General features: G+C 71.8%; 17 protein-coding genes. 2 read left to right on the forward strand and 15 right to left on the reverse strand.

The window, feature by feature from the left end:
- From pheS to infC, 9 genes are all read right to left on the reverse strand, one after another.
- A complete protein-coding gene (gene pheS / locus BFL37_RS06880) occupies positions 1 to 1,038 on the reverse strand; it encodes a phenylalanine--tRNA ligase subunit alpha (RefSeq protein WP_086514406.1) in 1,038 nt (345 codons plus the stop codon).
- 131 nt (positions 1,039 to 1,169) lie between these two features.
- Positions 1,170 to 1,994 carry an amino acid ABC transporter permease gene (locus BFL37_RS06885; protein WP_086514407.1) on the reverse strand — a complete coding sequence of 275 codons (825 nt, stop codon included), beginning with the start codon at positions 1,992 to 1,994 and terminating at the stop codon, positions 1,170 to 1,172.
- A complete protein-coding gene (locus BFL37_RS06890; RefSeq protein ID WP_086514408.1) occupies positions 1,991 to 2,638 on the reverse strand; it encodes an amino acid ABC transporter permease in 648 nt (215 codons plus the stop codon). Before BFL37_RS06890 ends, BFL37_RS06885 begins: the two co-directional genes overlap by 4 nt.
- 113 nt (positions 2,639 to 2,751) lie before the next feature.
- Positions 2,752 to 3,675, reverse strand: coding sequence for a glutamate ABC transporter substrate-binding protein (locus tag BFL37_RS06895; RefSeq protein WP_086514409.1), 924 nt, complete (start codon positions 3,673 to 3,675; stop codon positions 2,752 to 2,754).
- Positions 3,676 to 3,823: 148 nt separating this feature from the next.
- The gene (locus BFL37_RS06900; protein WP_086514410.1) at positions 3,824 to 4,612 is read right to left on the reverse strand and encodes an amino acid ABC transporter ATP-binding protein; all 789 of its coding nucleotides are present in this window, start codon (positions 4,610 to 4,612) and stop codon (positions 3,824 to 3,826) included.
- A 153-nt stretch (positions 4,613 to 4,765) separates the two neighbouring features.
- Positions 4,766 to 5,566 (reverse strand): TrmH family RNA methyltransferase, encoded by an 801-nt coding sequence (locus BFL37_RS06905; protein ID WP_086514411.1) that lies wholly within the window; start codon positions 5,564 to 5,566, stop codon positions 4,766 to 4,768.
- A gap of 63 nt (positions 5,567 to 5,629) precedes the next feature.
- Positions 5,630 to 6,022 carry a 50S ribosomal protein L20 gene (gene rplT / locus BFL37_RS06910; RefSeq protein ID WP_012298617.1) on the reverse strand — a complete coding sequence of 131 codons (393 nt, stop codon included), beginning with the start codon at positions 6,020 to 6,022 and terminating at the stop codon, positions 5,630 to 5,632.
- Positions 6,023 to 6,068: 46 nt separating this feature from the next.
- Positions 6,069 to 6,263 (reverse strand): 50S ribosomal protein L35, encoded by a 195-nt coding sequence (rpmI, locus tag BFL37_RS06915; protein WP_015490648.1) that lies wholly within the window; start codon positions 6,261 to 6,263, stop codon positions 6,069 to 6,071.
- Complete coding sequence (infC, locus tag BFL37_RS06920; protein ID WP_015490649.1) at positions 6,256 to 6,849, reverse strand: translation initiation factor IF-3; 594 nt, start codon at positions 6,847 to 6,849, stop codon at positions 6,256 to 6,258. The genes rpmI and infC overlap by 8 nt, the downstream gene beginning before the upstream one ends.
- A 381-nt stretch (positions 6,850 to 7,230) precedes the next feature.
- On the opposite strand from infC, the gene BFL37_RS06925 reads away from it, so the two are divergent.
- Positions 7,231 to 7,725, forward strand: a complete 495-nt coding sequence (locus tag BFL37_RS06925; protein WP_143331597.1) for a DUF1844 domain-containing protein — start codon at positions 7,231 to 7,233, stop codon at positions 7,723 to 7,725.
- A gap of 43 nt (positions 7,726 to 7,768) precedes the next feature.
- Here the strand turns inward: BFL37_RS06925 and BFL37_RS06930 are convergent, their stop codons facing one another.
- The 5 genes from BFL37_RS06930 to BFL37_RS06950 all read right to left on the reverse strand — a co-directional run bounded on the left by BFL37_RS06930 (position 7,769) and on the right by BFL37_RS06950 (position 11,090).
- The gene (locus tag BFL37_RS06930; RefSeq protein ID WP_086514412.1) at positions 7,769 to 8,536 is read right to left on the reverse strand and encodes an SseB family protein; all 768 of its coding nucleotides are present in this window, start codon (positions 8,534 to 8,536) and stop codon (positions 7,769 to 7,771) included.
- The gene (priA, locus tag BFL37_RS06935; RefSeq protein ID WP_086514413.1) at positions 8,533 to 9,282 is read right to left on the reverse strand and encodes a bifunctional 1-(5-phosphoribosyl)-5-((5-phosphoribosylamino)methylideneamino)imidazole-4-carboxamide isomerase/phosphoribosylanthranilate isomerase PriA; all 750 of its coding nucleotides are present in this window, start codon (positions 9,280 to 9,282) and stop codon (positions 8,533 to 8,535) included. Before priA ends, BFL37_RS06930 begins: the two co-directional genes overlap by 4 nt.
- Positions 9,283 to 9,347: 65 nt before the next feature.
- Entirely contained in the window at positions 9,348 to 9,989 is a 642-nt protein-coding gene (gene hisH, locus BFL37_RS06940; protein WP_086514414.1) for an imidazole glycerol phosphate synthase subunit HisH, read from the reverse strand.
- Positions 9,986 to 10,594 (reverse strand): imidazoleglycerol-phosphate dehydratase HisB, encoded by a 609-nt coding sequence (hisB, locus tag BFL37_RS06945; RefSeq protein ID WP_086514564.1) that lies wholly within the window; start codon positions 10,592 to 10,594, stop codon positions 9,986 to 9,988. Before hisB ends, hisH begins: the two co-directional genes overlap by 4 nt.
- 109 nt (positions 10,595 to 10,703) lie before the next feature.
- A complete protein-coding gene (locus BFL37_RS06950; protein WP_086514415.1) occupies positions 10,704 to 11,090 on the reverse strand; it encodes a hypothetical protein in 387 nt (128 codons plus the stop codon).
- A gap of 360 nt (positions 11,091 to 11,450) precedes the next feature.
- On the opposite strand from BFL37_RS06950, the gene lexA reads away from it, so the two are divergent.
- On the forward strand, positions 11,451 to 12,131 hold the full coding sequence (lexA, locus tag BFL37_RS06955) for a transcriptional repressor LexA (RefSeq protein WP_012038705.1): 681 nt from the start codon (positions 11,451 to 11,453) through the stop codon (positions 12,129 to 12,131).
- Between the two features lie 72 nt (positions 12,132 to 12,203).
- Here lexA and hflX read toward each other — a convergent pair whose 3' ends face one another.
- A complete protein-coding gene (hflX, locus tag BFL37_RS06960) occupies positions 12,204 to 13,769 on the reverse strand; it encodes a GTPase HflX (RefSeq protein WP_086514416.1) in 1,566 nt (521 codons plus the stop codon).
- Positions 13,770 to 13,802: the final 33 nt, after the last annotated feature.

A 13,802-nucleotide genomic window follows, 5' to 3' on the forward strand; every position in this document is an offset into this window, starting at 1 on the left:
CTACACCACCATCCCGAACTGCGCGCCGAATCGGATGTCGCCCTCGACGATGTCGCGCATGTCGGAGAGGTCGTTGCGGAACATGAGGGTGCGCTCGGTGCCCATGCCGAACGCGAAGCCCTGGTACTCGTCCGGGTCGATGCCCGCGGAGCGCAGCACGTTCGGGTTCACCATGCCGCAGCCGCCCCACTCGATCCAGCGGGGTCCGCCCGCGGCGGCCGGGTGCCACACGTCCATCTCGGCGCTCGGCTCGGTGAAGGGGAAGTAGTTGGGGCGGAGGCGGATGCGCGCGTCCTGCCCGAACATGGAGCGCGCGAAGTGCTCGAGCGTGCCGCGCAGGTGGGCCATGGTGAGGCCGCGGTCGATCGCGATGCCCTCGATCTGTCGGAACGCGGGCGTGTGCGTCGCGTCGAGCTCGTCGCTGCGGAAGGTGCGGCCCTGCGCGATCGTGTAGACCGGCAGCTCGTCGGCGAGAAGCGTGCGGATCTGCACGGGCGAGGTGTGCGTGCGGAGCACCAGGTGCGCGTCGGTCGGATCCACGTAGAAGGAGTCCTGCATCGCGCGCGCCGGGTGGTCGGGCGGGAAGTTGAGCGCGTCGAAGTTGAACCACTCGCTCTCGAGCTCGGGGCCCTCGTTCACCTGCCAGCCCATGCCGACGAAGATGTCGGCGATGCGCTCCTCGAGCATGGTGAGCGGGTGACGGGCGCCCGCGCGCCACCGGCTCGGCAGCGCGGTGACGTCGACGGCCTCGGCGACGAGGCGCGCGGCGGCCTCCTGCTCCTGGATCTCCGCCTCGCGGGCCTGGAACGCCTGCGTGACGCGTGCGCGCGACTGGCCGACGAGCCTCCCGGCGTCCTTGCGCTCTTCGGGCGGCAGCGAGCGGAGCGATCCGTTCAGCCGGGCGAGCGGGGACGCCTCGCCGATGTGGGCGGAGCGGGCCTGGGCGAGCGACGCGGAGTCGGTGGTCGCGGCGAGCGCGGACATCGCCTCGTCCACTGCGGCGGCGACGCTCGCCTCGGAGATCTGGGGTTCGGACATGAGGCCCGAGTCTACCGATCGGGGGTGCCGGTCCCCGCCTCCGACGGGCCCGGCGAGCGGTCGCACGACGGGCCCGTCGCTCGGGAGTCGACGGGCCCGTGGGGCGAGCCGCGATCGGCTCGGAGGGACGGCTAGGCGCCCTGCGACGTCCCGGCCGCGACGGTCTTCGCCGCGCGCGGTCCGCGCTTGCGGGCGAGCCGCCGCGCGACGGTCGACACCGTGAGGTTGAGCACGAGGTACATGCCCACCATCACCACGAAGATCGGCAGGGAGTTGGCGCGGCTCGTGGCCTCCAGGATCAGCTCCCCCTGCTTGGTGAGGCCCACGAGGCTGACGATGGTGCCGAGCGCGGTGTCCTTGATGAGCACCACGAGCTGGGCGACGATGATCGGCAGCATCGTCCGGAACGCCTGCGGGAACTCCACGAGCAGCCGGTTCTGCAGCGGCCGGAGCCCGATCGCCAGTCCCGCCTCGCGCTGTCCGCGCGGCAGGCCGAGGATCCCGGAGCGCAGCGCCTCGCCGATGATCGCGCCGTTGTAGAGCGTGAGCGCCGTGACGACCGACCAGTACGGGCCGATGGGGAAGATCAGGTAGATGAACAGCATCATCAGCAGCACGGGCATGCCGCGGAAGAACTCGAGCACCACGGTGACGGCGTAGCGGATCACGCGGTGCTCGCTCATGCGGAGGAGCGCGAGGACCATGCCGAGGAGGATCGCGAGCACCGCGGCGACCGCCGCCGACTGCACGACGACCCACAGGCCCTGGAGCAGGAGGTTCCACACCAGCGGGTCGTTGAGCACCAGCCAGCGCTCGGCGCTGAACTGACCGGCCTGCTGCAGCTGCACGGCGGCGAAGGCCAGCACGGCCACGACGACGACGCCGGTGACGATGGAGAGGATGCGGGAGCGTCGGCGGGCGCGGGGGCCGGGGACGTCGTAGAGGACCTGGCTCATCGGGAGACCGCCACTCGCTTCTCGAGGTGGTCCGCCAGCTGGCCGAGCGGGACCGTGATGATGAGGTAGAAGAACGCGACGCCCACGAACACCCAGACGACGGCGTTGCCGTTGGCGTTCGCGACGTCGCGGCCCACGTTGAACAGCTCGTAGATGAAGTACGCGCCCGCGATCGACGTGTTCTTGGTGAGTGCGATGACCACGTTGATCAGCGGCGGCACGACCGTCCGCAGAGCCTGCGGCAGGATCACGTGCCCGAGCGTCTGCGAGAACGTCAGGCCGATGCTGCGCGCGGCCTCGGCCTGGCCGACGGGCACGCTGTTGATGCCGGAGCGGATCGCCTCGGCGAAGAACGGCGCCGTGTAGAGCGTGAGCGCGAGCACCGCGGCCGTCATGAACGGCAGCGCGCCCGAGATCGACGTGATCACGACGCTGAAGAAGGTGAACACGAGCAGCAGCGGGGTGTTCCGCAGCAGCTCGACGTAGATGGTGGAGGTGGCGCGGAGGCTCGCGACGGGCGAGATCCTCATCGCGGCGATCACGACCCCCAGCGGGAGCGCGAACAGCACCGTGGTGAGGAGGAGGCGCAGCGTGCCGCCGAACCCCCGCAGGAACACGTCGAGATTGTCGAGGATCACGTCCACGGCACACCTCCTGGCTAGGCACCCGGCGGAGCCGGGCGGGGTCGGGTCGGGCTCTCGGGGAGCCCGGACAGGGGCGGGTCCCGCACGCGCGAGGCGTGCGGGACCCGGTCGTGCTAGTAGCGGTCGACCGCCGGGGGCTCCGGCGTGTCGATGACCGTGCCGGCCGTCGCCTCGAACAGGCGCGCCCAGGTGCCGTCCTCGTAGGCCTCCTCCAGCGTGTCGTTGATGAAGGTGCGGAACGCCTCGTCGTCCTTGGCGATGCCGATGCCGTAGGGCTCCTCCGTGAAGGTCTCGCCGTCGCCGACGAGCTTGAACTCGCCCTCGTTCTGGTCGATGAAGCCGGAGAGGATCACGTTGTCGGTGGTGACCGCGGCGACCTGGCCGTTGCGCAGCGGGTCGAGGCACTTGCTGTAGACGTCGGTGGGCACGACGACCGCCCCGAAGGTGGCCTCGATGTTCGCGGCGGGGGTGGATCCGGCGACGGAGCAGACCTGCTTGCCGCGGACGTCCTCGGGCGTGTTGATCGTGGTGTCGTCCGCGAGGACCATCAGCGCCTGGCCGGCGACGTAGTACGGGCCCGCGAAGTCCACGACCTCCTTGCGCTTGTCGTTGATCGTGTAGGTCGCGACGACCGCGTCGACCGAGCCGTTCTGCAGGAAGGGCTCGCGGTTCGCGGACACCGTCTCCGTGAAGTCGATCCCGTCGAAGGGGATGCCCATCTTGCTGGCGACGAGCGCCGCGATCGCGACGTCGAAGCCGGCGGGCTTGCCGTCGAGGCCCGCGAGGCCGAACAGCGGCTGGTCGTACTTGGTGCCGACCTTCATCTCGCCGGCCGCGGCGAGGCGCGCCATCGTGGTGCCCTCGTCGAACGTCGGGTCCTCCGTGAGCTCGAGCGCGTAGGGCCCGTCGCCGTTCTCGGGGGCGTCGGTGCCGGCGTCGACGGCGCCGCCGGACGAGCTGCCGGGCGCGCCGCAGCCGGTGAGGGCGACGACGACGATCGCGGCGGCCGCGCCGATGGTCAGTTTCCTGTTCTTCATGGTTCCCGTTTCTCTGCTGGTGCGGGTGGTGACGGTCGGCGAGGGGGTCGCGTCCCGGTGCGTGGTGGTGCCTGTGGTGCGATGCCCGGCCGGGCCTGCCTCGACGCCGGACGGGGGTGAGCGGGAGGACCGGGGCCCTCCGCGCGGGTCAGTGGGCGAGGATCTTCGAGAGGAAGTCCTTCGCGCGCGGGCTCTGCGGGTGGTCGAAGAACTCGGCGGGGCTCGTGTCCTCCTCGATGGCGCCGTCGGCCATGAAGATCACGCGGTCGGCGGCCTTGCGGGCGAAGCCCATCTCGTGGGTGACGACCATCATCGTCATGCCGTCCTTCGCGAGGCCGACCATGACGTCGAGGACCTCGGTGATCATCTCGGGGTCCAGCGCCGAGGTCGGCTCGTCGAGGAGGATCAGCTTCGGGTCCATGGCCAGCGCCCGGGCGATCGCGACGCGCTGCTGCTGGCCGCCGGAGAGCTGGGCCGGCATCTTCTGCGCCTGGTTGGCCACGCCGACGCGGTCGAGGAGCTCCATCGCCCGCTTCTCCGCCTCGGCCTTGCCCTTCCTGCGGACCTTGATCGGCCCGAGGGTCACGTTCTCGAGCACGGTCTTGTGCGCGAAGAGGTTGAAGGACTGGAACACCATGCCGACGTCGGCGCGGAGGCGCGCGAGCTCGGCTCCCTCGGAGGGCAGCTCCTGGCCGTCGATCGTGATGGTTCCGTCGTCGATCGTCTCGAGCCGGTTGATCGCGCGGCACAGCGTCGACTTGCCGGAACCGCTCGGGCCGATGACGACGACGACCTCGCCGCGGTTCACGGTGGTCGAGATGTCCTTGAGGACGTGCAGGTCCCCGAAGTGCTTGTTGACGTGGGATACGACGACCAGGGGCTCGCCGACCGCTGCTGCGGCGGGCGAGGCGGGGTCCGCCGTCGGGCTCTGCTCCATGCGAACACCATATCCATGACGGTGTTTCGTCCGCGTTTCCGCGGGGCATCGTCACCCCATCGTGACGCGGTAGCCGCGTTTGCGCCGATCAGGAGGGGTGCGGCCGGGCCCGCGACCGCCTGACGGCCGTGAGGTGTCGGCGGATCCGTCGTGTCAGGCGCGCTGCGCGAACGCCGACTCGTAGAGGCACACGGAGGCGGCGGTCGCGAGGTTCATCGACTCGGCCTGCCCGTAGATCGGCACGACGACGGCGCGGTCGGCGAGTGCGAGGTGGTCGTCCTGGAGGCCGCGCGCCTCGTTGCCGAACAGCCACGCGGTCGGCGCGGAGAGGCCCCCGGAGGTGCGCTCGGCCAGCAGGTCGTCGCCCTTCACGTCCGCGGCGAGGACCTGCAGCCCCTGGGCCTTGACCCGCTCGAGCACGACGTCGAGCTCGGGCACGATCGCGACCGGCAGGTGGAAGAGCGAGCCCGTGGTGGCGCGCACGACCTTGGGGTTGTAGAGGTCGACCGAGCGGCCGGTGAGGATCACGGCGTCGGCGCCCGCGGCGTCGGCCGCGCGGATGATGGTGCCCGCGTTGCCCGGGTCGCGCACCTCCTCCAGGATCGCGATGAGCCGCGGCTCGTCGCCGAGGATCTGCTTGAGCGAGGTCGGGAACTGCCGGCACACGCCGACGACGCCCTGGGGGGTGACGGTGTCCGCCATCGACGCGATCACGTCCTCGGTGACGAACTCGACCTCGACGTCGGACTCGCGGACCGCGCGCGCGAGGTCCGGGTAGCGGTCGAGGGCGGTGGGCGTCGCGAAGAGCTCCTGGACGAGGTCGGGCCGGAACGCGAGCGCCTCGGAGACGGCCTGCGGCCCCTCGAGGAGGAAGAGGCCCGTGTCGGCGCGCGCGTCCCGCTTCGCGAGCTTGGCGACGCCACGGACACGCGGGGAGCGGGGGTTGTCGAGCATGGCCCCAACACTAACGGCGCGCCCCCTGTCGGGGACGCGCCGTCGGCGGTGCTGCGGGAGGTGCTACGCGTTGGCCGCGACCTTGGGGGCCGAGGTGTTCGCGGGCAGGGCCGTCTTGGCCGTCTGCACGAGCGACGCGAAGGTGGCGGGCTCGTGGACCGCGAGCTCCGCGAGGATGCGGCGGTCGACCTGGACGCCGGCGAGCGAGAGGCCCTGGATGAGGCGGTTGTACGTGAGGCCGTTCGCACGCGCGGCGGCGTTGATGCGCTGGATCCAGAGGCGGCGGAACTCGCCCTTCTTGGCGCGGCGGTCGCGGTACGCGTAGACGAGGGAGTGGGTGACCTGCTCCTTGGCCTTGCGGTACAGGCGCGAGCGCTGCCCGCGGTAGCCGGCGGCGCGCTCGAGGATGACCCGACGCTTCTTGTGGGCGTTGACGGCCCTCTTGACTCTTGCCATTTCAGTGATTCCTATTCGAGTTCAGGTGTCGCGGACGACGAGGGGCCTAGCGGCCGAGGAGCTTCTTGGCGACCTTCATGTCGGCCTTGGCCAGCGGCTGGTCCTGGTTGAGTCGCGCCTTGCGCCCGGAGGACTTGACCTCGAGGTTGTGCCGCATGCCCGCCTGCTGCTTCATGATCTTGCCGCTGCCGGTGACCTTGAAACGCTTCTTGGCACCCGAGTGGGTCTTCTGCTTAGGCATTGTTCTCTTCTCTCGCTTCTCGTGCGCTCGCCTTGGTGGCGTCGCGCTTCGCGTTGGCCTCGGCCTTGGCCTCGGACTTGTTCTTGTGCGGTCCGATGACCATGACCATGTTGCGGCCGTCGATCGTGGGGGTGGACTCGACGCTGCCGAACTCGGCGACGTCCTCCGCGAACATCTTGAGCAGTCGCACGCCCTGGTCGGGACGCGACTGCTCGCGCCCGCGGAACAGGATCATGGCCTTGACCTTGTCGCCGTCCTGAAGGAAGCCCTCGGCGCGCTTGCGCTTGGTCTCGTAGTCGTGCTTGTCGATCTTCAGGCGGAAGCGCACCTCCTTGAGGATGGTGTTCGCCTGGTTGCGACGCGCTTCCTTGGCCTTCTGCGCGGCCTCGTACTTGAACTTGCCGTAGTCCATGATCTTCGCCACGGGGGGCTTGGAATTGGGCGCGACCTCGACGAGGTCGAGGTCGGCTTCCTGCGCGAGCCGGAGTGCGACGTCGATGGATACGACGCCGACCTGCTCGCCTGCTGGGCCAACGAGGCGAACCTCGGGAACTCGGATTCGATCGTTGGTACGGGGATCGCTGATGGACTGCTCCTATTCGTGTCTTCGGGTGGCCCGGCGGCTCTCGGGGGAGCCGCTCGGATTCGAGACGAGGAGGGTTCTTCACCAGGGTGCGACGGATCCGTCGTACTCGGCAACACGCCCGTTCCCCGCTGACGCGGGGCTCCCGCCCTCCGGTCCCGGTGAGGGGATCCGTTCGGACGGGGGAGCGAAATCGACCCGGTAACCTATGGAGGCGGTCAAGCGCGGGTGGGAGATCAATCCTCTTTCGAACCGGGACTGTGACAGCCCCGGAGCCGTCGATCAGCATAGCAGACGCCGACCCCGCCCCGGAAGGGCGGGCGACGCCGGGCTCCCGCCGCCTCCCGCCGCCATCCGGCACCGCCACCGAGCCCGAGGACAGACATGACCGACTCGCCCCGCCCTGACCACGAGGCGCCCGCGCCCGCCGACCCCGCGTCCGCCGGACCGGCCGACGCCCACGTCCACCGCTTCGAGGAGCCCGCCTCCCCGGCCGGCGACGGCGCGGGGAGCACGCCCGCGGGCGTCGCCGACGACGACACGGCCGACTTCGTGGCCGACCAGTACGCGCGCGACATCGCCGAGGTCTCCGCCGTCGAGGTCATCACGACCACGGCCGTCCACCTCATGAGCGCTGCGGCCGTGAAGTGCGGGCTCGCCGACGACCCCGCGACCCAGACCGACCTCGCCGAGGCGCGGAAGCTCATCATCTCGCTCGCCGGGCTCGTCACCGCGGCTTCCCCTGAGCTCGGCGACCAGCACGCGCGCAGCCTGCGCGACGGACTGCGCTCCCTGCAGCTCGCCTTCCGCGAGGCGTCGCCGTATCCCGACGCCGTCGGCAAGGGCCCGGGCGAGAAGTACACCGGGCCCGTCTCCTAGGAGCGGCCTCCGGGCCCTCGCGTCCGGCCGGGCGCCCAGCGCCTCAGCGCGCGGTGGTGATCCGGAGCCCCATGCTGTCGACGCGGTCGGCGAGCACCGCGCTCCGCGACCACTCCCCCTGCAGGCGGGCGAGCAGCGCGTCGAGCGCCGCGCGGTCGAGGCCGTCGACGAGCTCGAGCGCGATCATCAGCTCCGGCCCCTCGAGGCGCGCGCGCGGATCCCCCGACGCGAGCCGCAGGGCCACGACCGCGGGCTCCTCGGCGACGCTCGCCTGGAGCGTCGCTGCGACCTCGGGGTCCTCGGGGCTCGGGATCCAGGGCAGCGATCGCGCGACCGCCCACACCGCGGGCCTACGCAGCACGAACTCGGTGTCCGACATCGGGTCCAGGACCACGAGGTCGGTCTCCTCGCTCGCGGCGGCCAGCGCCACGCGGACGGCGTCGGCGGGCACGGGGCGCGCGGCGGGGTTCCACCTGCCCATCGCGGCGACGGACGTGAAGACCGGCATGACGGTGCGCCCGTCGGGGCCGGCGACGGTGATGATCGACAGCTCGGCGCTCTTGTCGGCCTTGAGCCCGTGTGCGCCCGCGCCCTCCTCGCCGAGACGGGCGACCAGCGGGATCAGCAGCCGCGCGTCGCGGAGGGTGTCCACGACCGCCGCCTGGCCGACCTCGCCGCGACCGTGCCGCATGAGTGCGTCGGCGAGGGCCGGCGGTGCGGAGCCGTCGTCGTCCGGGAACGGAGTGGGCTCGAACGACCGGCCCGCCCACGGGGTCCCGGCCGAGTCGGCACGCGGATCGGATCCGGTCATCGCTCCCCGGCGACGTCGATCGCCTCGCCGAGCGTGAACGCCCCGGCGTAGAGGGCCTTGCCGACGATGGCGCCCTCGAGGCCGAGCGGCACGAGCTCGCGGAGCGCGGCGATGTCGTCGAGGCTCGAGACGCCGCCGGAGGCGACGACGGGCCGCTCGGTGCGCTCGAGCACGTCGCGGAGGAGCTGCAGGTTCGGGCCCTGGAGGGTGCCGTCCTTCGTGACGTCGGTGACGACGTAGCGGGCGCACCCGGCGTCCTCGAGGCGCTCCAGCACCTCCCAGATGTCGCCGCCGTCCTGCGTCCAGCCGCGGGCCGAGAGCGTGCGCCCGCGGACGTCGAGCCCGACCGCGACGGCCTCGCCGTGCTGCGCGATGACGCTGGCCGCCCACTCGGGGTTCTCCAGCGCCGCCGTGCCGAGGTTGATGCGGGTCGCGCCGCTCTCGAGCGCCACGTCGAGCGAGCGGTCGTCGCGGATGCCACCGGACAGCTCGATCTGCACGCCGTCGATGGCGCGGATCACGCGGGAGATGACCGCCAGGTTGTCGCCGCGGCCGAACGCGGCGTCGAGGTCGACGAGGTGCAGCCACTCGGCGCCCTGCTCGGCCCAGTCGCGGGCGGCGTCGACGGGATCGCCGTACCCGGTCTCGGTGCCGGCCGCACCCTGCGTCAGGCGGACGGCCTGGCCGCCCGCCACGTCGACGGCGGGCAGGAGGGTCAGGCGGGGTGTGCGGGTGAACTCGCTCATGGGGGCCTTCCATCGATGGGGCACGGACGTGCGGGAGGCCGTCGGCGACGGCGGGTACGTGGGCGTCAGGCGGCGCGGAGGGTGCCGAGCCAGTTGGCGAGCAGCCGGATGCCGGCCTCCCCCGACTTCTCGGGGTGGAACTGCGTCGCGCTGAGCGGGCCGTTCTCGACGGCCGCGACGAACCGCTCGCCGTGGGTGGCCCACGTGACGCGAGGCGACGGCAGCGGCGGGAGCGGGTCGATCCCCCAGGCACGCGCGGCATAGGAGTGCACGAAGTAGAAGCGCTCCTCCTCGAGGCCCGCGAACAGCGACGAGCCCTCGGGGACCTCCACGGTGTTCCAGCCCATGTGCGGGAGCACGTCGGACCGGATCCGGTCGACCGTGCCGGGCCACTCCCCCAGGCCCGCGACGTCGACGTCGCGCTCGACGCCGCGGTCGAACATGACCTGCATGCCCACGCAGATGCCGAGGACGGGACGCCCTCCCGCGAGGCGGCGGTCGACGACGCGGTCCCCGCCGGCAGCCCGCAGCGCGGTCATCACGGCGGAGAACGCCCCGACGCCGGGGACGAGGAGGCCGTCGGCCTCGTGCGCGCGCCCCGGGTCGCCCGTCAGCTCGACGTCGGCTCCCGCCAGCTCGAGCGCCTTGACGGCGGAGTGCACGTTGCCGCTGCCGTAGTCGAGGACGACGACGGACGGGCGCGTCACAGCGCGCCCTTCGTGGAGGGGATGCCGGACACCCGCGGGTCGAGCTCCTTGGCGAGACGGAATGCGCGCGCGAAGGACTTGAACTCCGCCTCCGCGATGTGGTGCGGGTCGCGCCCGCCGAGCACCGTGACGTGCACGGTGAGGCCGGCGTGGAACGTGATGGCCTCGAAGACGTGACGCACCATGGATCCGGTGAAGTGGCCGCCGATCAGGTGCATCTCGAAGCCCGCGGGCTCGCCCGAGTGGACGAGGAACGGCCGGCCGGAGATATCGACCACCGACTGCACCAGCGCCTCGTCGAGCGGCACGAGCGCGTCGCCGAAGCGGGCGATGCCGGACTTGTCGCCGAGCGCCTCGCGGATGGCCTGCCCGAGGACGATGCCCACGTCCTCCACGGTGTGGTGCACGTCGATGTGGGTGTCGCCGGTCGCGGTGACCTTCAGGTCGGTGAGCGAGTGCTTCGCGAACGCGGTGAGCATGTGGTCGTAGAACGGCACCGAGGTGCTGATCTCGGAGGCGCCGGTGCCGTCGAGGTCGAGCTGGAGATCGATGCGGGACTCGCTGGTCTGCCGCGTGACGTGCGCGGTGCGCGCGAGGGTGCTCATGGTCTCCATGCTACCGATCGCTTCCCGTCGGACCGCCGCGCTCCCGGCCGCCACCGGGAGCGACGACGGAGCGGCCGCCCGTGCGCCTCTCCCACGAGGGGGCGCGAGGTCAGTGTGCGTACTCGACCGGGACGGCGAGCTGCTGGCCGGCCGCGACGTCCGACGTGGGCAGCCGGTTGAGGTCGACGACGGACGCGATGACGTCGCGCGGGTCCGCGGACGGGGCGATCTCCTCGGCGAGGTCCCACAGGGACTGGCCGCTCGAGACGGTGACGTACTCGAACGCGGTGCCCGAGGCGTCCTTCGAGGCGACGGCCGCGCCGCCGTTGAGGGCGACGAGGCCGGCGCCGAGCGCCAGGGGCGCCGCGACCAGCGCGGTGAGGACGAGGCGGCCGCGGCGCGTGATGCGCAGGCGCGTGCGGGGGGCGACGGGGGCCTCCGCGACGTGCGCGTCGAGCGTGGCCGCGGATGCGGGGGTGGTGTCTGCGGTGTTCATGGTGACCTCTCGTGCGAGACGGTGGGGCGTCGATGCGACGCGCCCGGCGGTGCAGTGCGGTACGGCATGCGATGCGGGTCGGGCAGCTCGCACCCGGCTCTCGGCCGGGAGAGCCGGGTGCGAAGCTGTGTTCCGAACATACATTCGAAATGCGGGCTCCGCAAGCCCCCATAGCCTCGATCCGGTCGCCAGGTGCGCGACACGCTCGAACAGGTGTTTGCCCGGGGTGCCTCGGCTGGATACAGTTTCGAGTGCCTGGTGTCCATCCCACCGGGTACCACCGACATCGCCCCGCGAGGGCGTCGGCCCGCCGGGTCGCACGTGCCGCGGAGGCGTCGGCGACGAGAGGCGGGCCGCGTCATGACGGACGAGCGAGCAGCGGGAGGCGGCGCGACGAGGCGCCGCAAGAGCCTCAGCGACAAGCAGATCTCGATCCTGGAGTTCATCCAGCGCACCATCGCCGGCCAGGGCTACCCGCCGAGCATGCGCGAGATCGGGGACGCCGTGGGCCTCGCCTCGCTCTCCAGCGTCACGCACCAGCTCAACCAGCTGGAGCTCTCCGGCTACCTCCGACGCGATCCGAACCGGCCGCGCGCGCTCGAGGTCCTCATCGACCTGCCGGGCTCGGGTGCCGCGGAGAGCGGCGAGCCGTCCACGCCCGTGGGCGACGCCGCGATGGTGCCCATGGTCGGCCGCATCGCCGCGGGCATCCCCATCACCGCGGAGCAGATGGTCGAGGAGGTCTTCCCCCTCCCCCGCCAGCTCGTGGGCAAGGGCGACCTCTTCATGCTCCGCGTCGTCGGCGACTCCATGATCGACGCCGCGATCTGCGACGGCGACTGGGTGGTCGTCCGCCAGCAGAAGACCGCGGAGAACGGCGACATCGTCGCGGCCATGCTCGACGACGAGGCCACCGTCAAGGTGTTCCGCCAGCGCGACGGGCACACGTGGCTCCTGCCGCGCAACAGCGCGTTCGAGCCGATCCTCGGCGACTTCGCCGAGGTCGTCGGCAAGGTCGTGGCGGTCATGCGCTCCGTCTGATCCCCGCACGACGCACGAGAGCGGCCGGTCCCCGAGGGGCCGGCCGCTCTCGCATGCGCGGGGCGGTGCGGATCAGACGGCGGGCACCACCGCGTAGGCCTGGACCTGCGCCTCCTGCTCGGCGGTGACGAGCGCGCGGACCCGCGTGCCCTCCTCGACGTACGAGGTCTCGAGCACCTTCGCGCCGTCGTGCAGCATCGCGACGACCTCGCCGTGCTCGAACGGCACCAGGAGGTCGACCTCGATGGTCGGCTGCGGCAGGAGCTCCGCGATGCGGCGGCGCAGCTCCTCGACGCCCTCGCCCGTGCGGGCCGAGACGAACACGCCCTGCGGCGCGAGGCCGCGGAGCACGACGCGATCGCCGTCCGACGCCAGGTCGCTCTTGTTGAACACGACGATCTCCGGGATGGACGACGCGTCCACCTCGGCGATGACCTCGTGCACGGTCGCGAGCTGGGCCGCGGGATCGGGGTGCGACGCGTCCACCACGTGCACGAGCACGTCCGAGTCGGCGAGCTCCTCCAGCGTCGAACGGAACGCCTCCACCAGCTGGTGCGGCAGGTTCCGCACGAAGCCGACCGTGTCGGCCAGCGTGTAGAGCTGGCCCTGGTCGGTCTCGGTCTTGCGGACCGTGGCGTCGAGGGTCGCGAACAGCGCGTTCTCCACGAGCACGCCCGCCTTCGTCACCCGGTTGAGCAGCGATGACTTGCCGGCGTTCGTGTAGCCGACGATCGCGACCGACGGCACCGAGTTCCGGTCCCGGTTCGCGCGCTTGGTGTCGCGCGCGGGCTTCATGGCGGCGATCTGCTTGCGGAGGCGGGCCATGCGCGTGTTGATGCGTCGGCGGTCGAGCTCGATCTTCGTCTCACCCGGACCGCGCGATCCCATGCCCGCGCCCGCGCCGCCGACCTGGCCGCCGGCCTGGCGGGACATCGAGTCGCCCCACCCGCGGAGCCGCGGGAGGAGGTACTGGAGCTGCGCGAGCTCGACCTGGGCCTTGCCCTCGCGGCTCTTGGCGTGCTGGCTGAAGATGTCGAGGATCACGGCCGTGCGGTCGATGACCTTGACCTTCACCACGTCCTCGAGCGCGCGCCGCTGGCTGGGGGCGAGCTCGGTGTCGGCGATGACGGTGTCCGCGCCGACCGCGGCCACGAGCGCGCGCAGCTCCTCCGCCTTGCCCCGTCCGAAGTAGGTGCTCGGATCCGGTGTCGGCCGACGCTGCAGGAGGCCGTCGAGGACCACGGCGCCGGCCGTCTCGGCGAGGGCGGCGAGCTCGCGCATGCTGTTCTCGGCGTCGTCGACGGACCCCTGCGAGTAGACGCCGATGAGCACGACGTTCTCGAGCCGCAGCTGCCGGTACTCGACCTCCGTGACGTCCTCGAGCTCGGTGGAGAGCCCGGCGACCCGCCGGAGCGCCTGCCGGTCGGCGCGCTCGCTCTGGTCGCCGTCCGACCCCTGCTCGGTGTCGGGGTTCGCGGACAGCGCCTGCGCGCCGGACCCGCGGAAGAGGGCGTAGCCGGCGGACCGGTCGTCGGCCCGGGCGAGGACGCGCGCGACGACGTCGTCCCGGTCGGTGTTCTCGGTGGACGTCGTCGTCGTGTCCGCGGGCTCGTGGTCGTGCTCGTCGTGCGTGATCATGTGCTCCCATCGTAGCGTCGGCGTCCGATATCG

This window comes from Clavibacter michiganensis, from assembly GCF_002151125.1.
GTDB classification, from domain to species: Bacteria; Actinomycetota; Actinomycetes; order Actinomycetales; family Microbacteriaceae; genus Clavibacter; species Clavibacter michiganensis_C.